Genomic DNA, 24,839 nt, shown 5'->3' on the forward strand with positions numbered 1-24,839 from the left:
CGGGTGGCCGGGGACGCAGGAAGGAGTCGCGCAGCTCCATCAGTCGGCCTTCTGCTCCTGCCGGGCCGCCTGGACCGCGGCCACGATGTCCGCCGGCCTGACCGGCAGGTTCCGGACGCGCATGCCGTACTCGCGCAGCGCGTCGTCGATCGCCGCGGAGATGACCGCGGGGGTGGCCATCCGGCCGCCCTCGCCGCCGCCCTTGATGCCGAACTCGGTGTAGGGGGACGGCGTCTCCACGTGGCCGAGCTTCATCGGCGGCACCTCGGTCGCCGACGGGACGAGGTACTCCCAGAAGCTGGAGGACTTGAACTGACCGTCGGAGTCGTAGACGAGCTCCTCGAGCTGGGCGGTGCCCACGCCCTGCGCGGTGCCGCCGGTGACGTGGCCGCCCAGGGTGATCGGGTTGACGATCGTGCCGGCGTCGTGGACGGCGACGTAGTCCAGCCACGTCGTCATCCCGGTCTCCGGGTCGACCTCCATCACCGCGATGTGGCAGTTGTGGCCCATGATCGGGTAGAAGATCCCGAGGTCACTGCGGTCAGGGGACGGCAGCGTCGTCAGCGGGTGGTCGTAGGTGTACGCCTCCTCGAGGCCACTGGTCATGCCGGGCGGCAGGTTCAGGGCGAAGAAGTAGGCCGTCAGCGCCACCTCGGCGAGGCTCTGCCCCAGCTCGGGAGCGCCCTTGACCTGCACGCGCCCATCGGTGATCTCCATGTCCTCCGGGGGCACCTCGAGGGTGTGCGCGGCGATCTCGATGATCTTCTTCTGCAGCTTCTTCGCCGCGCCGCGGATCGCGCCGGTGACCATGACGGTGAACCGGCTGCCGCCCGGGCCGGTGCCGGGCAGCGCGTGGGCCGAGTCCGCGTACCGGATGTTGACCGTGGACGGGTCGACGCCGAACTCCTCGGCCACGACCATCGCGGCGACCGTCTCGGGGCTGTTGCCCCACATGGCCTGCGAGTGCAGGAGGACCTGGAACTCACCGGCCGGGTCGACGGTGATCGTGGCGCTCTCCGGGCTGGAGGTGATCGGGAACGCCGGCTCGTCGAACCAGTACCAGAACTCCGTGGAGCTGAAGACGCTGCGCTCCTGCGTGGTGGCCAGGCCGATGCCGATGTAGCGGCCCTCCTCCTCACGCAGCCGCTTCTGCTCCTTCCGCCAGTGCTCGAGGTCGATCATCGACAGCGCCTTGTCGAGCACCGCGGGGTAGTCGCCGCTGTCGTAGAGGTTGCCCCCGGGGATCTTGTAGGGGAACTCGTCGGGCTGGATGAAGTTCTTCCGGCGGATCTCCTCCGGCGCCATCCCGAGCCGCTCGGCGGCCTGGTCGATCAGCCGCTCCAGCACCCAGTTCTGCACCTCCGAGCCGAAGCCGCGGTAGGCGCCCTGCTGGCACTTGTTGGTGAGCACTGCGCGCAGGCCGTAGCGCAGGTTCTTGATCCGGTAGGGACCGACGCCCTGGGACAGCGCGTTGCCGTGCGTGCCGACGCCGAACTGCAGGTAGGCGCCGTAGTCGTCGACCACGTCGATGTCGAGGCCGAGGAGGATGCCGTCGGAGGTGACCGCCAGCTTCGCGTCGTAGTACCGGTCCGACGCGTGGTGGTCGGAGTTCATGATGTGGTCGAAGCGGTCCTCGATGTAGGAGACCGGCCGGTTGACCTGCAGCGCCAGGAAGCCGGCGAGCGTGGGCACCTTGTGCGCGGTGAACTTGCTGCCGAAGCTGCCCCCGGCCGGGACCGGCGAGATCGTGACCCGGTTGCTCGGCACGTTGAGCGCGGTCGCGATCAGCCACACGAAGTAGCTGAAGTTCATCGAGTTGCAGAAGATCTCGAGGACGCCGTTCAGCCCCGGCCGGGCGATGGCCCCCGTGGTCTCCAGCGGCATGCCGGCCGAGCGGCCCCAGTGCAGCGTGTCGGAGACGACGAGGTCGGCCTGGGCGAAGGCGTCGTCCACCTCACCGAAGGTGAACGTGCGCTCGTAGGCGAGGTTGCTGCCGTGCTCCTCGTGGAGGAGGGCGGCGTCCTCCTGCAGCGCCTTCATCGGGTCGACCACCGGCGGGAGCTCCTCGAACTCCACCTTCAGCGCGTCGACGCCGTCCTCGGCGAGGTAGCGGCTCTCGGCGATCACCGCGACCACGGCCTCCCCGACGTAGCGGACCTTGTCCACGGCGAGCGGGTACTGGGGGATCGTCGTCGGGCCGAAGTTCATGCAGGGGTTCATCTTCGCCTTGCAGTCCTCACCGGTGACCACGGCGACGACGCCGGGGATGGCGAGGGCGGCGGTGGCGTCGATGGAGACGATCCGGCCGTGCGGGACCGGGCTGCGGTAGATGGCCGCGTGCAGCAGTCCGGGGATCTTCTGGTCGGCGATGAAGCCGCCTCGGCCGGTGAGCAGACGCGGGTCCTCGACCCGCTTCATGCTGCGGCCGATCCACTTGCGCTTGGGCTGGCCGTCCGGAGCGGCGTCGACCGCGGCGGGGGTGATGTCGGTGGTCATCGCGTCACGCTCCCGGGTGCGGGTCGGTGGAGCCGCCGGTGCCGGTCCCCGAGGCGATGGGGGCGGGCGAGCCGGCGTAGAGCTTGCGGGCGGCGCACTGCACGGCGTTGACGATGTTCTGGTAGCCGGTGCAGCGGCAGAGGATGCCGGAGATCTCCTGCCGGACCTCCTCGTCGGTGCGCTCGCGGCGCTCCTCGAGGATCTCCTTGGTGCGCAGCACCATGGCCGGGGTGCAGAAGCCGCACTGCAGGCCGTGCTCCTCGTGGAACGCCTGCTGGATCGGGTGCAGATCGTTCGGGTCGCCCGACAGGCTCTCGACCGTCTCCACGTCGTGGCCGTCGGCCTGGACGGCCAGCAGCAGGCAGGCGCGCACCGACTGGCCGTCGAGCAGCACGGTGCAGGCGCCGCAGACGCCGTGCTCGCAGCCGAGGTGGACGCTCACCAGGTCCAGTTCGTCGCGGAGCCAGTCGGCGAGGGTGGTGCGGGTGTCGACGGCGCGGGTCACGTCGCGGCCGTTGATACGCGCGGTGATCACCCGCTGCACGGTCGGGTCGGCTCCCATGTGGGCCTGGGTCGTCACGGACGATCTCCTTCCTGGGCTCGCTGCACCGCTGCGAGAACGGCGCGCTGGGTGACGGTGATGGCGAGATGCCGGCGGTAGCCGAGCGTGGCGTGCACGTCGTCGGCGCGGTCGACCTGCTGCTCGACGGCCCGGGCGGCCGCGGCGACGGCGTCGGCGGTGGGCACCTGGCCGAGCAGCTGGGCCTCGGTCTCCGCCGCGCGCACCGGGTGGTCGGTGATGCTGGTCAGGCCGATCGCGATGGAGGCGACACGGCCGGCGTCGTCCAGACGCAGCTGGGCGGCGGCGGCGGCCATGGCGCGATCCCCTTCGCGCCGGGCGACCTCGACGAATCCCCAGCCGGCGTCTGCGGGCGTGAGCGGGAAGCGCACCGCCACCAGCAGTTCGTCCGGCGCGATGCTGGTGGTCCCTCTCCCGGTGAAGAAGTCCCGCGCGGCTTCGACCCGGCGGCCGGCCGGTCCCTCGATGACCATCTCGGCGTCCAGGGTGACCGCGGCGGTGGGGAGTTCCGCCCACGGGTCGGCCTGGGCCATGCTGCCGCCGACGGTACCGCGGTGCCGGTTCTCGACGTGCCCGATGTGGTGGGTGACGCCGGTCAGCAGCGGCACCGCACGCCGGACGGCCGGGTCGGTCTCCAGCCGGTGCTGGCGCACCAGAGCACCGAGCTCGAGGTGGGTCGGTCCGACCTGGAGTTCCTGCAGCGACGTGATGCGATTGATGTCCAGCAGTGCGTCGGGCCTGGTGCGGCGGGTGTTGAGGTCCTGCATCAGGCTCTGCCCTCCGGCCAGCACCAGAGCATCGGTCCCGAACCGGCTCTTCAGCTCGACCGCCTCGGCGACGCTGGCCGGGTCGTAGTAGGCGAAACGTGGCGGCTTCATCGTGCTCCTCTGCGCCGCACCGGTGCGGCGGAGTGCCGCCCGGTGGAGGACGAAGGTGTGCTCAGCGGGCGCGGCGCGCCCGCGTGCTGTGATCCGGACTCCACTGTGCCGCGCGTCACTGGTGATCCCTATGGGCAGTCACACTGCATCGCGGCGCCGGAGTGTGGCGTGGCACAGTGGATGGGGTGACCGGTGCACCGCGCCCTGCCTCGACTGCCGTACCGGCGCCATCCACCGCGGGTCCGGACGACCCGGGCCTCCGCCATCTCGAACTGCAGCGCTGGTTGCGCGGGATCGCCCGTATCGCCGCGGCGGTGAACGCACCGGTCTCCCGCGCAGAGCTGCTCACCCTGGTCAGCCGGACGGCGTGCGAGCTGATGGACTACCAGTTCTGCGCGGTCATGCTGGCCGACCCGGACCGTGGGGTCCTCGTGATGGAGGGCTCCTGCGGGATGTCGGCCGACTACATCGCCGGCGTCAACGCCGCCCACCCCATCACCCTGCGGCCCGGCGACCCCGACGAGGCCCCCTCCAGCCGCGCGTTCAGCACCCAGCGAGCCGTCCAGGTGTCGGACATCTCGATGGCGCCGACCTTCCGGCCCTGGGAGGGGGTGGCCCGGCAGGAGGGCTTCCGCTCGATGATCGCCGTCCCACTGCTGGTGTCCGGCCGCGCCCTCGGCACGCTGAACTGCTACCTCGTCGACGTCCACGAATTCGGTCCCGACGAGACCGACCTCCTCACGACCCTGGCCCACCAGGCGGCGATCGCCATCGAAGCAGCACGCCTGCGGGACCTCGAAGCGCGCACCATCGCCGACCTGCGGGAACTCAACCGGTCACTCGCCGAACAACACGCCCTGCTGCAGCAGGGCGAGCAGATCCACCGGGAGCTGACCGCCGTGGCGTTGCGGACCGGCGGCATCTCCTCGGTCTCCGCCACGCTCTCCTCGCTCCTGCGCCGGCCGGTGCTCGTCGAGGACCCGGCGGGCGCGCCGCTGGCGTCCTCGTCGTACGAGGGTCGGACCGTGGACGCCCCCGCACCCGGCGGGCGCGACGTCGCCCGCCCGCTGCCCGAGGAGCTGGCCGAGGTTCCCGGCTGGCCGACGGCCGCTCCGCCGGGCCCACGGGTCATGGCACCGGTCCGTCTGGGCGACGAGGTCGTGGCCCGGATCTGGCTGCCCGGCTCGCTCGCCGAGCTCAGCCCGCTCGACCAGCGGGCCCTCGAGCACGCCGCGACCATCTCGGCGCTGGAGCTCCTGCGCGCCCGCACCGCCCTCGAGGTCGAGTGGCGGCTGGCCGGCGAGCTGCTCGGTGACCTCCTGTCGGGCGACCCGACGGCGCTCCGGACGATCACGTCACGCGCAGCCAGGCTGGGGCACGACCTGCGCACCCCGCACGCGACGCTCGTCCTGAAGACCGACCCCGAGCACGGCATCGACGTGCAGGCCGCGCTGGGCGCCGTCCGAACCGTGTCGGCCTCGATCCGCCCACGCCCGCTGATCGCGGCGGTGGCCGACTACGTCGTCGCGCTGTGGCCGGTAGCCGACGGGGACCTCGCCGGCTGCATCGCCGGCGCGGACGCCATGCGCCGCGCCCTGCGCTCCCATGCGCACACAGCGACCGCATCGGTCGCGGTCATCCGGCCGTGCGCCGCCCTGCAGGAACACGCCGCCGCCTTCCGGCTCGCCCGGGGAGCGGTCGAGCTCTCCCAGCTGCGCGGACGCCGGGACGTGACGGTGACCCTGGCCGGCCTCGGGATCTACGGCCTGCTGCTGCAGCTCGAGGACACCCGGGAGCTGGCCCGCTTCGCCGACGGGCTGCTGCGGCCCCTGCGTGAGCACGACGAGGCCCGCGGCAGCGCGCTGCTCGAGACCGTCGCGACCCATCTGCGCCACGACCTGAGCACCGCGGCGACCGCGGCGGCGCTCTACGTCCATCCCAACACCGTCGGGCTGCGCCTCCGGCGGGCCGAGGAGCTGCTCGGGCTGTCCTTCGCCGACGTGGAGTCCCTCGCCCAGGTCAAGGTGGCTCTGATGGTCGACGACGTCCTCGCGTTCTCCTCCGCCGGGCCGGAATCCCCCTCCTGACCCCGCCGGATCGGACGAGATCAGCCCCCGCGGCGCGGGCGCCGTCGCAGGGAGTCCGGCAGTACGAGCAGGGGGAGCAGCCAGACCGCCGCCACCGCGAGCAGTCCCAGCGTGCTCATCGAGCCCTGGATCGCGGCAGCCAGCAGCGGGGTGCAGAGCAGCACGAGCACATTGGCCTGCGCGTTCAGCAGGCCCACGGCCGCGGCCGGTCGGTCGGCACGCCGCGCCTGCGCGATGGCCACCACCGCGGCGAACGGCAGCCCCGACGCGAGCCCCAGGACGCTCACCGCCAGGCCCGCGACCACGACGGCCGACGGCCTGGCGAGCACGGCCGTCGCGGCCGCCGCGGCCAGCAGCGCACCGAGAACGACCACCCGGGTGCTCGCCGGGTGGCGCCGGACCAGGTAGCCGCCCAGCGGGCGGCTGACGACGGCCAGCAGCAGGACCAGCGATCCCAGTGCGGCCGACATCCCCGGGCCGAGCCCCCAGAGGCGCTCGAGGACCACGGCCACCCAGTTGCTGAGCACCACGCCCAGTCCCAGCGTGACCGCGTGGACGGCGGCCAGCCGGTGCAGCTGCCCGTCCTGGATCACCGAGGCGGCCTCCTCGGTCGGGGACCGGTCCCGGGTCCGGGCGGCGACCGCCGAGGCTGCGGGTACCAGCACGAGAGAACCGGCAGCCAGCAGGGCCGTTCCCGCACCCGTCGCCCACGCCGAGCGCCAGCTCAGCACGTCCGCGAGCAGGGGCACGACCAGCACCGCGACTCCGCCGGCGCCGATGGCCAGCCCGCCGAAGATCCCCAACCCGAGCGGTCCGGTCCCGGACCTCCGGGCCAGGTCGGCCCCCGCCGAGAAGCAGATCGCGCCGCCCGCCCCGACGACCGCTCGCGCCGCCAGTGCCAGTCCCACGTCCGGCACGACGAGGGCGGCGAGGTAGGCGACGACCACCAGCCCCAGCCCCAGCACCCCGGCCCGCCGGGCCCCCCAGCGGTCCACCAGGGCTCCGGCGGGCACCTGCAGCAGGGCATACGGGACGGCCATCGCGGTGGTGAGGAGCCCGACCACCACCAGGTCCACCCCGTAGCCGCGCTCCAGCGCCGTGGCCCCGGCACCGGCCGCCGTCAGGGACCACCCCGCCGCCCCGCCGACCAGGCAGCCGGCGACCAGCGTCCGCACCGACCGCCGCGGCTCGGCCGGGCGCTCCTCCGCGGGAGGCGCACCTCCCCCCGATGTCTCGATCACGGGACCACCTCCAGTTCATCGCGCCGGGCGGCCAGCAGCCCCGACGAGGGACGGCCCGCCCCGCCGGGCTCAGCCGGTGGAGCGGGCCGTCGTGGCCCGCCGGGTGCGCAGCACGACCGTCAGCGCATCGGTGTCGTTCTTCGTTTCTGCCCTGCTGATCTCCGCCGCTCCGCGCTCGGGAGCCGGCACCGCCCCCGGGCGATGCCGTCAGCGGTGTGCGGCCGCGAGGTGGTGGCGCAGCACGTCGAACCCGAAGTCGCCCTCCGGGTCGCGCCAGACGGTGTGGATGTGGTTCACGTCGCGCTGCGTGTTGTCGTACTCCACGAGCAGCCGCGGCCCCTGCAGCCGGTAGTAGTGCGGCTGGTGCCGCTCGGTGCCGCCGGCCCAGGCGAAGTGGACGTGGCCGAGCCGGTCGCCGGCGAACTTGGCCGCCTCCCGCTCCGCGAGCTCGTCGGGGATGCGCCCGAGGTAGACGCCGAGCAGCGCACGCAGCTGGTCCTGCTGGGCCGGGGTCAGGTCTGCCGCGGCGACACCCTTCGGCCGGCTGGTGAGCCGCACCGCCTCGTGGTCCTGCGGCCGCACCCCGGCCTTCTCCTCCGCCCCCCGGTGCATGGCCTCCACGCGATCGGCGAGGCGCGGCTGGCTGAAGTGACCGCGCCAGACGTCCGGCAGCGGGAGCAGCAGATCGCCGTCCCCGACCCGGGCACGGTTGCCGCCGACGATGTCGACCGGGGCGACGCCGGTGAGCAGCGCCTGCGCCGACTGCGCCTCGTCGAGCGACCGGACGAGGTCCCGGGCCAGGTCCTCGGCACCCCCGAGCGGGCGCAGCAGGTGCGGCCCGAGCAGCGGCGACTCCGCGGGGTCCGCGCCGAGGAAGCACGGGGTGGTCGCCTGCACCTCGCCGTCCACGACGAGGAGGTTCAGCGAGACGTGGTGCCCGCCGAAGCGCCACGACCACGCGCCCTGGTCCCCCGGCTCCCCGAAGACCCGGAGCCAGTACAGCTGCGGGTCGCGTCCCCGCTCCCGACCCCAGTCGACGCTCCAGCCCTCGACCTGGTCGAGGACGTTCTCCAGCCCCATGATGGTCGACACCGTGACGTAGCCGGCCCGGGACAGACCGGTGGCCACCAGCTGCATGGCGAGGCTCTGCTGCGCGGGGCGCATGTCCCGCAGCGGCAGCCCTCCGTGGTCGGTGGGCGTGTAGAACCAGCGCTGCCGCTCCCCGCCGGCCCCGAACGGCCACGCGGCCTGCTCCCGCTGCCCCTGGTCCAGGCTCGCCAGCCAGGCGCGGGCCGCGTCCGCCATCCGCTCTCCGGCGGCCCGCGCGGGGGCCGTCACCGCCGGCTCCCCGGGGCGGCCGGCGCAGTGGCGGCGTGCAGTGCGGTCGGCGTCATCGCCTCGTCCTCCTCCGGCGGTCGGTCGCGCGGGACGGCGGGTCAGTGGTCCGGGCCGTACAGCCCGAAGCGCAGGCTCACGTCCGCGGGATCCGCGTCGCTGTCGACCTGGTAGTGCCGCCCCATCTCCCCCACCCGCTTCAGCAGGCTCCGGCCCAGCTCCAGCCGGCCGGGCTCCCACTCCTCGAGCGCGGCGAGGACGTCGCCGTCGGCGCTGCGCAGGGCGTCCGCCAGCGCCCACGCGTCCGAGGCGGCCTTGGCGGTGCCCGCAGCGGCGTGCGGCCGAGCGGCGAACGCGGCGTCCCCGATGAGGCACACCCGCCCGAAGGCCATCCGGGGCACCTCGATGTCCAGCACCGGCTGGATGAACGGCTGCTCGGTCCGCAGGACGAGCTCGGCAGCGGCCGGCGGGAGGAGCTCGCGCGCTGCGGCGCGCAGCTCGTCGACGAAGCGGTCCTGGACCTGACCCGGGTGCACCGAGACGGGGCAGGGGAACCCGCGCTTGTCCGTGAGCATCTCGTCGAGGTCGGGCCCCTCCGCGACGTTGCGGTACCAGACGTAGTTGAGGTCCCGGGAGCCCACGGTGAGCCCCCCGTCCCGGCCCGGGATGGGGTACATGACGATGTGCGTCCCGGGCGCGGTGGCGTAGGCCAGCGAGTCGTGCAGGAGGTCGTGCGTCCGGGTGCTGACCTGCGACTCCGGGACCGTGCCGCGCCAGCCCACGTAGCCGGAGTACTGCGGCGTGACCTCGGGCAGCAGGCGGCGGCGACCCGTCGACGAGATGCCGTCGGCGAAGACGACCAGGTCGGCGCGCTCCTCGCGCCCGGTGACGAACCGCAGGGTCACGGCCGCCTCGTCCTGCGTGACACCCGCGACGTGCTCACCGAGGTGGTACCGGTCGGTGCCGAAGTCGGCGAGCAGGGCCCGGTAGGTCGCCGTCCACGAGGTGAAGCGCCAGGTCGACGGGGTGTCGTACACGACCTCGTCGTCCGGGCCGAGGTACCGCAGGTGCGTCGACCCGGTGCTCACCCGCTCGACGGCCTCGGTCCCGCCGTGCTCGGCGAACCACCGCACGGTGTCGGGCTGCACGACGATGCCGGCTCCCCGGCCCTCGAGCGGCTCGGGCGACCGCTCGAACACGTCCACGTCGAATCCCAGCTCATGCAACAGCAGCGCCGCGGTCAGCCCACCCATGGAGCCACCCACGACGATGGCCCTCTGCCGCTCTCGGTCCGTCATCGTCTGTCTCTCCCGCCATGTCCGTCCAACCGTGCGAAACCCAGCGTGACGGCTGACACAGGGTCGATCACTGGGTACTCCCCCTGCATGTCGGGGATACACTGTGGGTGGACACAGCGCCGGGCGGGCGTTGCTCGCGGTCCCCGGTGCGTCGCGTCGCCGGCCCGGTCACGACTCGACGGCGGCGACACGAACCCGCACGTCCAGGGCGCGGCAACTCCCCGGGGTGGCCACGAGCGGGTTGATCTCGGCCTCGACGACCTCGGGCACCGCATCGGCGAGCCAGGCCATCCTCTGCAGGCAGTCCACGATGCCGCGGTGGTCCAGCGAGCCCCCGTGTGGCGTGTTGAACAGGCCGGAATCGGCGAGCATCGCCTCTGCGTCGGCGGCCCTGAGCGGTGCCAGCCGATGCACGCGATGCCCCAGGGCGTCGGCGGCCCGCCCGCCGGGTCCCAGCGCGACCACAGCACCGGCCGCGGCATCGCGCACAGCGCCGACGAGCAGCTCGTCACCGAGGGCGATCATCGGCTGGACGACCGCTCCGAGCCAGTCCGGGCCGGCCCGGTCCGCCCACTCCCCCACCACGTGGGCGACCTCGGCCGCGCTGTTCACCGGCAGGCGCAGCAGCCCGGCATCGGCCTTGTGCACGACGCCCCGCACGTGGCCTTTCACCGCGACCGGCGTCCCCAGCCAGGTCGCCGCTGCGGCGGCTTCCGCCGCCGACGGGGCCCAGGACGTGGCGACCATGGGTATCCCGGCGGCCGCACAGACTGACCGCACCTCCTCCGGAAGCAGCCAGTCGCCCAGCGGAACCCGAGCCAGTACGCCGGTCACGACGGTCCGTGCGGCGAGGACGTCGACCCCGGGCGGGGGTGTCGTGGCGGTCGTCGGCCGATTCAGCCACGCCGTGCGACGTGTGGCGGCGGCGAGCGCCCGGGCGGCCGGGACCGGCTCGCTGACCGCGGTCAGGAAGCGACCCTCCGGCGCCCCGGGCAGCTCGCGCCGCTCGACGGCGGGCGCCTGGGTCAGCCGGACGTCGATGACGGGTGTCGCCCCGCCCCGGGCTGCGTGTGCGGCGGCCGCGGCGGCGACCCCCGGCCCGGGGTCGCTCACGCCGGTGGGTGCGGTCACCGTCATGACCGCGGACACGGTGGGCTCGTCCAGCAGCCGGGCGAGGGTGGCGGCGAAGACCTCCGCCGGCACGGCCGCGCCGGTATCCACCGGGTTTCCGGTGCTGGCCAACGGTGGGAGCAGCGCCCGCAGCCCGCCTTGCAGGACCGCCGAGAGGGGCTGCAGGGGCAGGCCTGCGGCCGCGCAGGCGTCGGCGGCCAACACCCCGCCCCCGCCCACGTTGGTGAGGACGACGACCGTTCCGGCCCGCGGGAGCGGTTGCCCGCGGAGCAGGCCGACCGTGGCGGCGAGCGTGGTCAGGTCCGGCACCGTCTGTATCCCGGCCGCCGCGTACGCCGCCTCCCGGATCGCGCGGGGCGTCGCGGCGCGGGCCGTGTGCGAGGCGGCGGCTCGGGCCCCGGCCGGCGAGATCCCCGGCTCGAGCGCCAGGACCGGCACGCGGCCGGCCAGGTGCGCGGCCGTCCGCACCAGCCCGCGCAGATCCGGCTCCGACTCGGCGTACAGCACCACCAGCGCGGTGCCGGGATCCTCGTCGAACCAGGCGAGCACGTCGCGGGCACCGATGTCGTGGGCGTCGCCGACGGCCACCATCGCCGACAGCCCCAGCCCCAGCCGCTGCCATGCCGCCACCGCGGCGATGACGACGCCGCCGGACTGTGCGACGAGCCCGAGGTCGCCTGCCCGCAGTGCGGCCCCGGCGAAGGTGGCGTCGAGCTGGGCAGCGGGGGTGGCCACGCCGACGCTGTTCGGACCGACCATGCGCATGGCGTGGCGGTCGATCAGCTCCCGTACCCGCTCGCCGAGCCCCGGCACCGCCGCCAGGCCACCGGTGAGGATCAGCAGCGCGCGCACTCCACGCTCTCCGCACTGCTCGACCACCCGCTCGACGGCGGCGACGGGCACGCAGACGACGGCGAGGTCGACCGGCTCCGGCAGCGCACCCACCGACGGGGAACTGGCGACTCCCTCGATCTCGGTGGCGCCGGGGTTGACCGCGTAGACCGCACCAGGGAACCCCGCGGCGCGGAGGCTGCGCAGCACGGCTCGACCGATCGACGTCTCCGAACGGCCGGCTCCGACAACGGCCACGGTTCGCGGGTGCAGGACCGCGTCCAGGCTCGCCGCGGCGGCGTGGCGGTGCCGATCCTCACTGGCCGTCTCGTACCGGTCGTCGGAGTGCAGGACGACTTCGACCTGCAGCTCCGCGCCCTCCCGGGAAATGCTCAGCGGCAGGCCGAGGTCGGTGAGCACCCGCATCATCGGGCCGTTCTCCGCCAGCACCTGGGCCAGCAGCCGCTGCACACCCATCCGCCGAGCGAGACCGGCGAGCTCCTCGAGCAGCACGGTGGCCACGCCCTCGTGGCGCCAGCGAGGGTCCACGACGGCCGCCACCTCCGCGGCGTCCCCGCCGGTCGGGATCAGTTGAACGGCGCCGATCAGGCAGCTCCGCACGCGGGCGCCCAGTGTGCGCGCTCCGCTCGTCGGGGCGAGGGTCCGCTCGAGATAGGCCTCGAGGTCTGTCGGGTGCAGGGTCGCGAACCGCAGGTAGCGATCCCGATCGGTGAGTGACTCGTGCAGGGTCAGGAGCGCCGTCGTGTCCTCCGGCCCGAGCTGCGCCACCAGAGCCGGGGACCCGTCCCGCAGCAGCACCCGGGCGGGGCGAACGATGCCGGGCACCGGCCGCTCGCGGGCCGCCGCAGTCTCGGCGGTCACGGTCATGCCTGGCCACCCCCAGTACTCTGCCGTCCTGCTCGGGGATCGCGGGCGACCGAGGTCTGCATGGGTCCGCTGGCCTACCTTCGTCGGCGCCGGCGGTCGGTCGGCTGAGCACCGACTCCAGGGCGGTCGCGGCGAGCAGCCGGGCCCACCACGGTCGGCGGGTGGGCGGCCCGGTGGCTGCCGGTGGCATGCGCCGGCCCACCACGAGGTCCGCGGTGGTGATGACCCGGGTGGGGTCCACGACGGGGTGCCAGCGCACGCGACCGTCCCGCAGGACGAACGCGCCCGAGGGGCGGGCCCCCGAACATCTCGGCATCGAAGGCCCGGTTCTCCGGTCCGGCCCCGTCGCCTCGGGTGGCGGTGTGGGAGCGCGCCGCGGTCGCGGGGATGACGCTGGCGCCGTCCCGCTCGAAGGGTGGCCCGAACGCGAGAATCTCCCCCTGGCGGTGGTCGGCCGCGGGACCGGCATGTCCCATCGGGGCCTCCAAGGTGCGGGTACGTCGCCCCGGGCTGGCACGGCCCGAGCGGGGCCGGAAGTGCCGCCGGAGCGCGGCGTTTCGGCAGGATCAGGCCGGCACGTCGTGCTCGGAGTCGTGGACGACGACGACCGGGCACCGTGCATGGGCGACCGCGTGCTGGCTGACCGAGCCGAGCAGCATGCCGGCGAACCCGCCGTGTCCCCGGGAACCGACCACGAGCAGGTCGGCGTCGGCCGCGGCGTCCACCAGCACCCCGGCCGGGTGGCCTCGGATCACCTGTGCCCGGACCTGGCCGGCCACCGCCGGCTCGAGAGCCTCTTTCAGCTCCTGCTCGAGGGAGCGGCGGGCATCCGCCTCCCAGTCGATACCGGTGATGGGCGGCCCCCCGTAGGTCTTCGGCAGGTCCCAGGCGGTCACCACGTGCAGCTCACTGCCGGTCAGCCGGGCCTGCCTCGCGGCCCATTGCAGCGCCTGTCTGGACCAGGGGGACCCGTCCAGCCCGACGACGATCCTCCCGGGAACGTGGTCATCGGTGGTCATCTCGCCCCTCCCGTCGTACCGCTCCTGGGTCGCGGGTCATCTCGTCACCGGGCGGGACAGCCCGATGGGCGGTGCACAAGCCCGCCCCAGTCTGGAGCATTGCGCCCCCTGATGGCTCGTGCGCGACGTCGGTGAAGACCGGCACCCGGGATCACGGGCGGCCGGCATGACGGGCGGCCGGGTCATCGGGATCGGCAACGAGTTCCGGCGCGACGACGGGATCGGGCCGGCGCTCGTCGCCCGGCTGGCCGCCCGAGGGCTGCCGGGCGTGCGCCTGACGGTCTCCGACGGCGAGCCCACGCACCTGCTCGAGGCCTGGGCCGGCCGGGAGCTGGCGGTCGTGGTCGACGCCGTCCACCGGCAGCCGGCGACCCCCGGCCGCGCCCCGCGGCGGCTGGTCGTGCTCGCGGTCGAGGCGGCCGACACCGGGTACGGCCCGGGTCTCTCCCCGGCCGTCCGGGCCGCCCTGCCGTGGGTCGTCCGCGCCGTCCTCGCCGAGCTCCGGGTCACCCGCCGGGCGGCGGGGTGACCCCCGGGCCGCCCCGCCGCTGCCGCGCCGGGGTCACCGACCGGCCATGGCCGGTTCCGGACGGGGCGGCTCGGCCTGCGTCCCGGCGTGCTCCGGCCTGACGACGAGCACCGGCGCCGGGGCCCGCATCGCGCAGTGCAGCGCCACCGACCCGAGCAGCAGGCCGCGGAGCATGCCGTGGCCCCGGCTGCCGACGACCAGGCGGTACGCGCCGCATGCCCGGTCCACCAGCGTGTCACCGGCCGATCCCTGCACGACCCGCCGGCGGATCACCGGCACCGGGGCGGCCGCGGTGCGCCCGGCCAGCACCTGCTCGACGACGCCGTCGACGCCGTCCCGCACGGTGTCGCGGATCTGCTCGACCGGCGGTGACCCGACCACCTCCAGGTCGGTCCAGTAGTCGGCGAGCTCGTAGGCGGCGACCACCTCGACCTCGCCGTCGACCCGGGCCGCTTCCTCGATCGCCACCGCCAGAGCGGCGCGGGACCCGGCCGACCCGTCGACACCGGCCGCCACCCGCAGCGGCCGCTCCGGTGCCCCGGCCGGATGCACCACCAGCACCGGGCACGGGGCGTGGCTGACGCAGTGCAGCGCCACCGAGCCGAGCAGCGCACTGCGCACCGTCCCCCGGCCGCGGTTGCCCACCACCAGCAGCTCCGCGCCCTCGGCCGCGGCCAGCAGCACCCGGGCGGGATAGCCCTCCGCCGCGCGCACCTGCACGTCGACGGCGGCGACGCCGGGCACGGCGGCGATCGCCTCGTCGCCCCGCACCTGTCCGAGCTGCTCCCGGGCCTGCCGCGCGGCGTGCGCGCGGATCGCGTCCACCCGGGCCCCGAGGACGGGCGCGCCACCGCTCCAGACCGTGGCCAGCGGGACGGCGGTCACCACGTCGAGGGCCGCGCCCCGGCGCGCCGCCTCGACGAGGGCCGCCTCGAGGGCGGCCCGGGCGCCGGAGGAGCCGTCCATGCCCACGACGACGCGCGGCCGGCGGTGCGCCGCGCCGCCCGGGCCGGGCTGCCCCGCGGGAACGGTGCCGGAGTCCGTGCCGGCAGGCGACGGAGCAGCGCCCGGTGCACCGGGCGGCGGGCGGTCGGGCTCGGCCGGCCGGCGGCTCTCCCCGGAGCGGGCGCGCGCGAGGTAGTGCTGCAGACCGAGCGGGTCACCGCGGGACCCCCGCGCGGCCACGTCGTGGCGGGCCTCCCGCTGGACGGCCAGCTTCTCGGCCTCCGACATCTCGACCGGCTCACGGCGCGGCTGCTCCCCCCGGTCCTCGGGTCCAGCCGGTGCTCCTGGGGTCACGGGTTCCTCCCTCGGCGCTCGCGTGGTTCCACGATGGGCCGGGCCGGGCCCGACCGCGGAGGGCGCAACGGCACGCGGCCGCGGGTCCAAAGCCTCCCCGATCCCCCGAGGTCGGCCCGTGCTGCTCACGGCGGGCGCGACCCGTAGGTTGCCGATCATGGTGCGCGCCATCAGGTTCCACGAGACCGGCGGTCCCGAGGTGCTGCGGTACGAGGAGGTCACGCTCCGCGCTCCGGGTCCGGGTGAGGTGCGGATCCGGGTCGATGCCATCGGGCTCAACCGGGCGGAGGTCAACTTCCGCCGCGGCACCTACATCGAGCAGCCCGTGCTGCCGGCCGGGCTGGGCACGGAGGCCGCCGGGGAGGTGCTGGAGGTCGGCCCGGACGTCGCGCGGTGGGCGCCCGGCGACCTCGTCAGCGTCGTGCCCGCCTTCTCGCAGAACGACTACCCCGTGTACGCGGAGGAGGCCGTGGTCCCGGCCGCGGCCCTGGTTGCCCGGCCGGACGGGATGGACGCGATCACCGGCGCGGCGATCTGGATGCCGTACGTGACGGTCTACGGGATGGTGCAGGAGGTCGTCCGGGTCCGGCCCGGCGACCGGGTCGTGATCACCGCGGCCGCCAACAGCGTCGGCATGGCGGCGCTGCAGGTGGTGCGCCACCTGGGCGCCCTCCCGATCGCGACCGCCCCGTCGGCGGACCAGCGCACCGCCCTGCTCGCCGCCGGTGCGGCCGCCGTGATCACCGACGAGGACGACCTGGTCGACGCGATCCGCACGTCCACCCGCGGCCACGGCGCCGACCTCGTCCTCGACGCCGTCGGAGGGCCGCAGGTGGAGGACCTGGTCCGGGCCTGCGCCGCGGGTGCCACGGTGATCGTGCACGGGGGCCTGTCCGGGCGGCCGACCCCGCTGCCCGGCGGCGGCTACGCGCCGGTGTGGCTGCGCCGCTACCGGGTGCACGAGATCACCACCGATGCCGCCGCGCTGCGCCGCGCCGAGCACTTCGTCCGCGCCGGCCTCGCGACCGGGGCGTTCACCCCGGTCGTCGACCGCGTCTTCGACTTCGACGACATCGCCGCCGCCCACGCCTACGTCGACTCACCGGCGCGCGGGCCCGGCAAGCCCGTCGTCCGCGTGCACCGCGCCTGACCCCCGGTCGCCGGCGCCGCGGCGGGGCGCGCGGCACGGCACCGAGGGCGGCCCGGGCCGCCGGCGTTCGTCGGCAGGCGGCGGGTGGCCCACGTCGTACGCCTGGTCAGCCGAAGGTGAGTACGGCTGATGAGGGTGACAGATCGGGCCAACTCCGAAGATGCGACCGCGCGAGACGCGGTCAGATTCGCTGGTCCGGAGAGCCTGCGACGTTCGCTCTGAACGGTCCATTCCGGGCGAAGGGTTCGAGACCGCAACGGAAGTGGGAGTTGCAGTCTCGCGGGGCTGCTCAGGCGTCTGCGGCGGAGCGGAAGCCGGTGTTGCCGGTGGAGCTGTCCGGTGAGTTGGCGGTGCGGGCGGCGACCCGGTAGCGGTTGCAGTAGGAGTCGTGGCACAGGTAGGAGCCGCCGCGGATGACCTTGAGCGTGCCGAATGCGGGGCCGGTCGGGTCGATGAGCGGAGTGCGCGGGTCGTGGTCGGGGCTGAACCAGTCGGCGCACCACTCCCAGACGTTGCCGGCCACGTTGTGCAGGCCGAAGCCGTTGGGCGGGAACGCGGTGACCGGTGCGGGGCCGAGGTAGCCGTCCTCGCCGGTGTTGCGGGTGGGGAAGCGGCCCTGCCAGATGTTGCACAGCCAGCGGCCGTCCGGGTGCAGCTCGTCGCCCCAGGCGTAGCGGGCCTGCTCGAGCCCGCCGCGGGCGGCGTACTCCCATTCGGCCTCGGTGGGCAGCCGTAGCCCGGCCCAGCGGCAGTAGGCGGTGGCGTCCCGCCAGGAGACGTGCACCACCGGGTGGTCCAGCCGGCGCAGTATCGACGACCCCGGGCCCTCGGGGTGCCGCCAGTCGGCGCCCTCCACCTGCCGCCACCAGGGGGCCTGGGCGACTGCCCGGGTCGCGGGGTGGTCGGCGGGCAGCAGCCCGGCGAAGACGAACGACCAGCCGAACCGCTCGGCGTCGGTGCGGTAGCCGGTGGCGTCGGCGAACTCGGCGAAGCGGGCGTTGGAGACGGCGTAGCGGTCGATGCGGAACGGGGCGAGGGTCACCGCGCGGACCGGGCCCTCGCCGTCGGCGGGGAACCCGGCGGCGTCCTCGGTGCCCATCAGGAACGTCCCACCGGGCAGCGACACGAACGATTGCCGCCCAGCCGACGGCACCCGTACTCGCGCCGGTCGGCGCGCCGGAGCGGGCGCCGCGCCCGGGACGACACCGCGGGTCGCCGCGCAGCACGGCGACCGGGCCGGATCCCTGGGTGCGGTGCCGGCCATGACGGCGCACGGTTCCCGGCGCCCCGGCCCGCCGCCTCATCCCCGGAGGATGAGGACGCCACCTCGGCTGCGGTCGGAGGGTCGATGGCGCACTGCGCAGGTGCCGATCGCCGCCGACGTCGTGCCGCCACGGAGGGCGCCCGGTGGCCCAACCCCGGAGGTCGGGCATGACAACCCCGAGGCCGCGCGCGCCGAGGCCGAGCCGGACCGACCCGGACCGCGCCGTGCTGCCGCTGGCGGCACCACCGTTCCGGGGCACGGCGAACCGGACGCTGCGCGGCTCACGGCCGGACTGGAACCTGATCCATGCCCCGCAGGCCCCGGCCGGGGCGCCGAACGTGCTGCTGGTACTGGTCGACGACGCCGGCTTCGGCAATCCGAGCACGTTCGGCGGCCCCATCCGCACGCCGAACTACACCCGGATGGCCGAGGGCGGGCTGCGCTACAACCGGTTCCACGTCACCGCGCTGTGCTCGCCGACCCGCGCGGCGCTGCTCACCGCGCGGAACAACCACGCCGTGGGCTTCGGCTCGGTCGGCGAGTTCTCCAGCGGGTTCCCCGGCTACACCGCGATGCTGCCGCCGGAATGCGCGCCGCTGCCGCGGATCCTGCGGGACAACGGCTACAGCACCGCGGCGTTCGGCAAGTGGCACCTGACCCCCGACGGGCAGCAGGGGCCGGCCGGCCCGTTCGGCCGCTGGCCGACCGGCTGGGGCTTCGACTACTTCTACGGCTTCCTCGGCGGGGACTCCGGCCAGTGGGACCCGTGCCTGGCGGAGAACCAGAAGATCATCGGCACTCCGGAGCAGTACGACGACGAGGAGCACCCCTTCTACCTGCCGGACGCGATGGCCGACAAGACCATCGAGTGGCTGCACGGGGTGCGCGCCCAGGACGCGGACAAGCCGTTCTTCGTCTACTTCGCCACCGGCTGCAGCCACGCCCCGCACCACGTCGCCGCCGCCTGGGCCGACCGGTACAAGGGGCGGTTCGACCAGGGCTGGGACCGGCTGCGCGAGGAGGTCTTCGCCCGGCAGCAGGAGCTGGGGGTCGTGCCGGCGGACGCCGAGCTCACCCCCCGCGACGAGGCCTTCCCCGCGTGGGACGACGTGCCGCCGCGGTTGCAGGCGTACTACGCCCGGCAGATGGAGGTCTACGCCGGGTACTCGGAGAACGCCGACCACAACGTCGGCCGGGTGCTGGACGCGATCGCCGAGCTCGGTGAGCTGGACAACACCCTGGTCCTCTGGATCTGGGGGGACAACGGCGCCAGCATGGAGGGCGCCGTCACCGGCTCGTTCAACGAACTGACCATGCAGAACGGCATCCCGCTGACCGACGAGATGCAGCTGCAACTGGCCGAGCGCTACGGCGGCATCGAGGCCTGGGGCACCGCGATCATGGACCCGCACTACGCGGCGGCCTGGGCGTGGGCGGGCAACACCCCGTTCCGGTGGGGCAAGCAGGTCGGCTCGCACCTGGGCGGGGTCCGCAACCCGCTGGTCGTGCACTGGCCCGAGCGCATCCCCGACCCCGGCGGCCTGCGCGGCCAGTTCACCCACGTCACCGACGTCGGCGCGACCATCCTCGACGTCGCCGGCATCCCCGCCCCGACCCGGGTGGACGGCGTGGCGCAGGAGCCGCTGCACGGGGTCACCTTCGCCGAGGCGCTGCTGGACCCGGCCGCGCCCGAGCGGCACACCCAGCAGTACTTCGAGACCATCGGCAACCGGGCGATGTACAAGGACGGCTGGTGGCTGGCGATGCGCACCCCACGCATCCCGTGGGTGCTCACCCCCGAGGCGGTCGCCCCGTACGCCCCGGACGTGTGGGACCCCGACGCCGACCCGGCCGAGCTGTACTACCTGCCCGACGACTTCACCCAGGCCCACGACCTGGCCGCCGCCCACCCCGAGAAGGTCGCCGAGCTCAAGGAGCTGTTCTGGGCCGAGGCCGAGCGGTACAAGGTGCTGCCGCTGCTGGCCACCCTCTCGGCGTTCTTCGGCATCACCCCGCCGCTGCCCGAGGTGAGCACCTTCGAGTTCCGCGGCGACGTGCAGAACATCGCCCCCGGGATGATCCCGCGCATCTACAACCACTCGTACACGATCAGCGCCGACCTCGTCGTGCCCGAGCGCGGCGCCGAGGGCGTGATCGTCGCCGAGGCCGACCACCTCGGCGGGTTCTCGCTGTTCGTCGACGCCGGCCGACTCACCCACACCTACTCGATGCTGGGTGTGTTCGTCTACCGCCAGCAGGCCGAGGCGCCCTTGCCGACCGGCGAGGTGAACGTCCGCATGGAGTTCGCCGCCGACGCCGCCGAGCCCGCCGCCGGCGGACAGGTGACGCTGTTCGTCAACGACACGCCGGTCGGCGGCGGCCGGATGGACCACACCGTGCCGATGCGGTTCTCCGCCTACGCCGGTATGGACATCGGCCGCGACAACGGAGGCGTCGTCGACCTGTCCTACGCCGACCGCGAGCCGTTCCCGTTCACCGGCACCATCCGCAAGGTCACCTTCGACATCAAGCCCCACCTCACCGCGGAAGACGAGCACGCCGTCCACGCGGTCGCCCACCACGCCCACGCCGCCCACGGGATCTCGGCATGAACCCCACCGCCGGCCTCAAGGCCATCAACCCCGCAGCGGGCCTCAAGGTCCTGGGCCTGCCCTTCGACCACGAGACCACCGTCGTCCTCATCGGCAGCTACCTGTCGCACGCCGCCGCCCGCGACGACTACCGGGCCGCCCTGGACACCGGGGCCTACCTGCACGGCGCGATCGTCGTCAGCAAGACCCTGACCGGCAAGGTCACCGTCGAGGTGTCCGACCACATGGTCCGCGAGGGCGCCCAGGGCCTGGGCACCCTGGGCCTCCTCGCCGGCCTGCCGCTCCTGCCGCTCGCACCGTTCGCCGCAGGCCTCGGCGCTGTCACCGGCGGAATCCTCGGCGAGGCGCTGCACATGCTCATCGAGAACGCGGCCACGAAGCAGGCCGAGACGATGGTGCCGCTCGGCTGCGCCGCGCTGATCCTGGCCTATCCGCGCTCGTCGGGCCCTCGGATCGAGCCGGCCGTCACCCGCGCCGTGAACAAGGTCGTCGGCCAGGCCACCGGGCATCACGTCCAAGCACTCCGTGGCGCGCTCACCGGTGCCCAGCACCAGATGGCCCTGACCGCAGCCAGTTAGGTCGCCCTCAGGCCGCCTTCAGGGCGAGGGGTGCCACAGGAAGTTGGCCCGATGCGATCACCCTCATGTGCCGTACTCGGCTGCGCGTGAGTACGGCTGATGAGGGTGACAGATCGGGCTGACTCGGCGGTCGCTGGCGCCGGACCGCCTGGGGTCCAGGGCCGTGCTGGCGAAGGACTGGGAGGCGCGCCGAAGCGGCACGATCGCGAGGGCGAGGCCGTCGGGCGCGGTGACCGACGGAGCGCCTGGCGCGGCTGCCGGCTCGAGCAGTCGGGCATTGGTGCCGATGAGGCGATGCAGCAGCCCGACGCCGGTGTCGGGCCAGTGAACGGGAGCCCCTTGTAGTGACACGACGCAGGCTGAGGACGTCGCCGCGACGCTACCGTCGCGGCGACGCGTCGTCGGCTACAACGCAGGCATCTCCGGCTTCGCAGCTTGCGCACTGCTCGGCGTGTTCGGCTTCTGCTGGCCCCGACGTGGGGGCCGAGGACCGCATGCGGTTCGAGATCGCCGTCACGGAGATCGCCGGCAACACCATCCAGCACGCCGCGGACGGCGCGCCGATCGAGTTCCACCTCTCGCTGAGGGCTCGTCCCGGCGTCCTGGGGGCGACGTTCCGGGACCGCGGCAGGCGGGCGGACGTGGACCTCGACGCGGCACGGCTCCCCGAGGACCTCGCCGAGTCGGAGTGGGGCCTGGCGCTGGTCCTGGCCGCGGCGGACCGGCTGGTCTACCGGCGGGAGGGAGAGGTGAACCACTGGCAGATCGTCCGGAACCGGCACGACCGGCCGCAGGCGGACGGGTGAGCCGGTCGCACGACGGGGGGTCCTCCGGCCGCGGCCGGAGGGGATCATCCGGTCCGGCCGCGGCCGGAGGTCTCCGGGTCGGCCCGGTGGCACGCCGGTCGGGTCCAGCGGGATCGCGCGACGGCCGCCGCGACGGTCAGGGACGTGGCGAGCACGGCCGCGCCGGCGAAGATCACGGTGAACCGGCCCGCGTCGACCAGGTCGGCCAGCGAGACGGCAGCCACCGAGCTCCCGGCGAAGAGGGAGCCGGCGAAGCACGCGACCACCAAGGCCCGGGCCCCCGGGAGGACCTCGGTCGCCCAGGTCTGCAGCGAGGAGTGCAGCGCCGTCCATGCCAGCCCCAGCAGGAATGCGACCGCGGCGGCCATCCAGGCCTCCTGCGTGACGGCCATCAGGGAGCAGGCCAGGACCGCCGCGGCGCCCCCGGCCGCTATCAGCCGCCAGGGGTGCCAGGTCAGCGACAGGCGGGCCACCACCGCGGAGCCGACCAGCACGGCGAGGCCGTAGACGGCGGTGGCCAGGCCCGCCAGCGACAGGGACGCGCCGCCGGCATGGGCGGCGGTCGGGACCAGGGTGAGGACGCCGACGAGCACGGCCCCCTCCACGAACGCCAGCCCCAGGACCACCAGCGTGGGCCCGGACCGGGCGATCGCCCGCAGCGCCGCCGCGGGCGACGTGCGCGGCCGCCCCACCACCGGCTCCGGCAGGGACCGCAGCACCCCGGAGAGGACCACCGCACCGGCCCCGGTGGCCAGGAAGACCAGCCGCCAGGAGGACAGGTCGGCGACCGATCCGGCAGCCGCGGAGGCGAGCGCCGTCCCGAGCGCCACACCGACCATCAACCGGGCCAGGGCGCGCTGCCTCGTGCCGGCCGGGACGGTGTCGCCCAGATAGATCAGGGCCGAGGGGTAGGCGGCCCCGAAGAAGCCTCCGGCCAGACCGCGGGTGACGGCCAGGACCGCCACCGAGCCGGCCACCGCCGCCGCCATGGAGAGCAGGCCGGCCAGCAGCAGCGTCAACCGCATCGTCCGCACGCGCCCGAACCGGTCGGAGACGACGCCCCAGACCGGCTGGGACAGCCCGTAGGCCAGGAAGTAGGCCCCCGCCGCGCTGACCACCGCCGCCAGGGGTGCGCGGAGATCCGCCGCGATGGCGACCAGCATCGGCGCCATCGCGAACCGGTCCAGCGTGCTCACGAACCCCACCGCGCGCAGCAGCGGCAACGGTGCGGCCCCGGACCCCTCACCCGCCCGCCACCCGGCGAGGGGACGCTGACGTGTCGACCTCAGGAGCTCACCCCCTCGGATGCGGAACCCGATCTCGCCTCCCGGACGGGAGGAGGCGAACCCTTCGCGTCCGCGCGCAGGACGGTAGCGGCACCTGCGCGGCGGCTGTCCAGCCGCGCCCGGCTCCCCCACCGCCGACGCGCCCGTCGCGGGGTGGGCAGCACCCCCGTGTCCCCCGGGCCGAGCAGCGGCCGTTCCGGCCTGCGGGTCCGGCAGCACGCAGCGCCTGGCCCCCCGCCCGCGGCGGCGCCCGAGGCCCGTGACGTCGGGCCCGCGGGAGAAGAATCCGGGGCCGGCGACCGCTTCCCTCGGGCGAACCGCAGTGCACGCGTCCACGTCCCGGGGCACCGGCGGCCGTGCCTCCGGTGGCACCGGATTGTCAGCCCCTCGCTGTAACCCGCGGCCGCTCACCTGAGCGATGCACCGACAACACGGAGGACCGGATCATGACCGGCGAGACTGTCAGCACCGTCATCGGCAACCTGCTCTTCGCCCACGACGAGTTCAGCGATTCCGCAGCGCGGGTCACGGGCGACGCCACTGGCCACGTCGCCTGTGGCCTGGCCCGCCAGCGTGTTCTCCGCAACGGTGGCGGCGCCAGCGGGGCTACGCGGTCGGGATCGGTGTCGATCAGTGCCCGCTCGCCGCGGTCCCACCTGGTCAGCAGCTCCACGGACGGAGCGGTCCTGGAAGTCCGCGCGGCATTCATCGGATCCGCCGGGCCCGTCGGTCCGGCTGCCAGAATTCCGCCATGCCGGACGGCACGTCACTGCCCCCGGGGATGACAGGCCCACGGCCGAGATGAGCGCGGCACCGTCTCCTCTGGCCGACTGGCGGACCAGCCCCGCCGGCGTGCACCTGGTGGTCTCGCTCACCGCCGGCGCCATCGCCGGCGCCCTCGCGGGACCGTCGCTGGGTGGGGAGACAGCCGGGTTGCTGGCCTGGGTGGTCGCGGCCGCCGTCTTCCTCCTGTGGACATGGGCGTCGATCTGGTCGCTCGACGCGCGCGACACAGCCTGGTGCGCCGCCCGCGAGGACCCCTCGCGCCCGATCCGGGACGTTGCAATGCTGTCGATCTCGATCGGCGCGCTCGTGACCGTGGTCGTGGTGATCTTCCGGGTGCACGAGAACCCGCCCGAGCGGACGGCCCTGGCAGTGGCTGCGATCGCCGCCTCGTGGCTCGTCATGAACACGATCTTCACGCTCCGGTACACGCGGCTGTACTACTCCCAGCCACGCGGAGGCGTCGACTTCAACCAGGACGACGACCCGACCTTCCGGGACTTCGCCTACGTCGCCTTCACGATCGGGATGACGTTCCAGGTGTCGGACACCACCCTGAGCAAGACCGAGATGCGGGCGACCGTGCTGCGTCAGGGGCTGATGTCCTTCGTCTACAACACGGTGATCTTCGCGGTCACGGTCAACATCATCGCCGGCCTCAGCCGGTAGCGGCCCTGGGCCGCCAGCCTGCCCGCCCGCTGCAACCACCGGCCGCGAACCGCCGCGATCGTCAGACGGACGCTCGGAA

The 24,839-nt window shown here is 74.3% G+C and carries 18 protein-coding genes; 7 read left to right on the plus strand and 11 right to left on the minus strand.

The window, feature by feature from the left end; genetic code table 11:
• Positions 1 to 39: 39 nt before the first annotated feature.
• Genes BMZ50_RS07095 through BMZ50_RS07105 form a run of 3 tightly spaced genes read right to left on the minus strand, consistent with a single transcriptional unit; the run spans position 40 to position 3,954 of the window.
• A complete protein-coding gene (locus BMZ50_RS07095; RefSeq protein WP_091322579.1) occupies positions 40 to 2,496 on the minus strand; it encodes a xanthine dehydrogenase family protein molybdopterin-binding subunit in 2,457 nt (818 codons plus the stop codon).
• A 4-nt stretch (positions 2,497 to 2,500) separates the two neighbouring features.
• Positions 2,501 to 3,076: a (2Fe-2S)-binding protein gene (locus tag BMZ50_RS07100; protein WP_218146140.1), complete on the minus strand. Its 576-nt coding sequence runs from the start codon at positions 3,074 to 3,076 to the stop codon at positions 2,501 to 2,503.
• Positions 3,073 to 3,954 carry an FAD binding domain-containing protein gene (locus BMZ50_RS07105; protein ID WP_091322580.1) on the minus strand — a complete coding sequence of 294 codons (882 nt, stop codon included), beginning with the start codon at positions 3,952 to 3,954 and terminating at the stop codon, positions 3,073 to 3,075. The genes BMZ50_RS07100 and BMZ50_RS07105 overlap by 4 nt, the downstream gene beginning before the upstream one ends.
• A gap of 314 nt (positions 3,955 to 4,268) precedes the next feature.
• Here BMZ50_RS07105 and BMZ50_RS07110 point away from each other — a divergent pair, with 314 nt between their 5' ends.
• Positions 4,269 to 6,041, plus strand: a complete 1,773-nt coding sequence (locus BMZ50_RS07110; RefSeq protein WP_245753429.1) for a helix-turn-helix domain-containing protein — start codon at positions 4,269 to 4,271, stop codon at positions 6,039 to 6,041.
• A gap of 20 nt (positions 6,042 to 6,061) precedes the next feature.
• On the opposite strand, the gene BMZ50_RS07115 is transcribed toward BMZ50_RS07110, so the two are convergent.
• The 5 genes from BMZ50_RS07115 to BMZ50_RS07135 all read right to left on the minus strand — a co-directional run bounded on the left by BMZ50_RS07115 (position 6,062) and on the right by BMZ50_RS07135 (position 13,784).
• Positions 6,062 to 7,282 carry an MFS transporter gene (locus BMZ50_RS07115; protein ID WP_091322582.1) on the minus strand — a complete coding sequence of 407 codons (1,221 nt, stop codon included), beginning with the start codon at positions 7,280 to 7,282 and terminating at the stop codon, positions 6,062 to 6,064.
• Positions 7,283 to 7,489: 207 nt separating this feature from the next.
• The gene (locus tag BMZ50_RS07120; RefSeq protein WP_091322583.1) at positions 7,490 to 8,620 is read right to left on the minus strand and encodes a DUF3500 domain-containing protein; all 1,131 of its coding nucleotides are present in this window, start codon (positions 8,618 to 8,620) and stop codon (positions 7,490 to 7,492) included.
• A gap of 98 nt (positions 8,621 to 8,718) precedes the next feature.
• Positions 8,719 to 9,915, minus strand: coding sequence for an FAD binding domain-containing protein (locus tag BMZ50_RS07125; RefSeq protein WP_091322584.1), 1,197 nt, complete (start codon positions 9,913 to 9,915; stop codon positions 8,719 to 8,721).
• A 168-nt stretch (positions 9,916 to 10,083) separates the two neighbouring features.
• Positions 10,084 to 12,765 carry a GNAT family N-acetyltransferase gene (locus BMZ50_RS07130; protein WP_091322585.1) on the minus strand — a complete coding sequence of 894 codons (2,682 nt, stop codon included), beginning with the start codon at positions 12,763 to 12,765 and terminating at the stop codon, positions 10,084 to 10,086.
• A 566-nt stretch (positions 12,766 to 13,331) separates the two neighbouring features.
• A complete protein-coding gene (locus tag BMZ50_RS07135; RefSeq protein ID WP_091322586.1) occupies positions 13,332 to 13,784 on the minus strand; it encodes a universal stress protein in 453 nt (150 codons plus the stop codon).
• Between the two features lie 166 nt (positions 13,785 to 13,950).
• Here BMZ50_RS07135 and BMZ50_RS07140 point away from each other — a divergent pair, with 166 nt between their 5' ends.
• Positions 13,951 to 14,313 carry a hydrogenase maturation protease gene (locus BMZ50_RS07140; RefSeq protein WP_091322587.1) on the plus strand — a complete coding sequence of 121 codons (363 nt, stop codon included), beginning with the start codon at positions 13,951 to 13,953 and terminating at the stop codon, positions 14,311 to 14,313.
• A 33-nt stretch (positions 14,314 to 14,346) separates the two neighbouring features.
• On the opposite strand, the gene BMZ50_RS07145 is transcribed toward BMZ50_RS07140, so the two are convergent.
• Positions 14,347 to 15,612 carry a universal stress protein gene (locus BMZ50_RS07145; RefSeq protein ID WP_177212689.1) on the minus strand — a complete coding sequence of 422 codons (1,266 nt, stop codon included), beginning with the start codon at positions 15,610 to 15,612 and terminating at the stop codon, positions 14,347 to 14,349.
• Between the two features lie 157 nt (positions 15,613 to 15,769).
• On the opposite strand from BMZ50_RS07145, the gene BMZ50_RS07150 reads away from it, so the two are divergent.
• Positions 15,770 to 16,762: a zinc-dependent alcohol dehydrogenase family protein gene (locus BMZ50_RS07150; protein ID WP_091322589.1), complete on the plus strand. Its 993-nt coding sequence runs from the start codon at positions 15,770 to 15,772 to the stop codon at positions 16,760 to 16,762.
• Between the two features lie 289 nt (positions 16,763 to 17,051).
• Here BMZ50_RS07150 and BMZ50_RS07155 read toward each other — a convergent pair whose 3' ends face one another.
• The gene (locus BMZ50_RS07155) at positions 17,052 to 18,026 is read right to left on the minus strand and encodes a formylglycine-generating enzyme family protein (protein WP_091322590.1); all 975 of its coding nucleotides are present in this window, start codon (positions 18,024 to 18,026) and stop codon (positions 17,052 to 17,054) included.
• Between the two features lie 167 nt (positions 18,027 to 18,193).
• Here BMZ50_RS07155 and BMZ50_RS07160 point away from each other — a divergent pair, with 167 nt between their 5' ends.
• The 3 genes from BMZ50_RS07160 to BMZ50_RS07170 all read left to right on the plus strand — a co-directional run bounded on the left by BMZ50_RS07160 (position 18,194) and on the right by BMZ50_RS07170 (position 22,022).
• Positions 18,194 to 20,638: an arylsulfatase gene (locus tag BMZ50_RS07160; RefSeq protein WP_091322591.1), complete on the plus strand. Its 2,445-nt coding sequence runs from the start codon at positions 18,194 to 18,196 to the stop codon at positions 20,636 to 20,638.
• Entirely contained in the window at positions 20,635 to 21,216 is a 582-nt protein-coding gene (locus tag BMZ50_RS07165; RefSeq protein ID WP_091322592.1) for a hypothetical protein, read from the plus strand. The genes BMZ50_RS07160 and BMZ50_RS07165 overlap by 4 nt, the downstream gene beginning before the upstream one ends.
• A gap of 344 nt (positions 21,217 to 21,560) precedes the next feature.
• Positions 21,561 to 22,022, plus strand: a complete 462-nt coding sequence (locus BMZ50_RS07170; protein ID WP_281245407.1) for an ATP-binding protein — start codon at positions 21,561 to 21,563, stop codon at positions 22,020 to 22,022.
• Positions 22,023 to 22,066: 44 nt separating this feature from the next.
• Here the strand turns inward: BMZ50_RS07170 and BMZ50_RS07175 are convergent, their stop codons facing one another.
• Positions 22,067 to 23,218, minus strand: coding sequence for an MFS transporter (locus tag BMZ50_RS07175; RefSeq protein ID WP_218146142.1), 1,152 nt, complete (start codon positions 23,216 to 23,218; stop codon positions 22,067 to 22,069).
• A gap of 891 nt (positions 23,219 to 24,109) precedes the next feature.
• Here BMZ50_RS07175 and BMZ50_RS07185 point away from each other — a divergent pair.
• Positions 24,110 to 24,760 (plus strand): DUF1345 domain-containing protein, encoded by a 651-nt coding sequence (locus BMZ50_RS07185; RefSeq protein WP_091322595.1) that lies wholly within the window; start codon positions 24,110 to 24,112, stop codon positions 24,758 to 24,760.
• Positions 24,761 to 24,839: the final 79 nt, after the last annotated feature.

The organism is Geodermatophilus ruber (genome assembly GCF_900114385.1).
In the GTDB taxonomy this organism is placed as follows: Bacteria; Actinomycetota; Actinomycetes; order Mycobacteriales; family Geodermatophilaceae; genus Geodermatophilus; species Geodermatophilus ruber.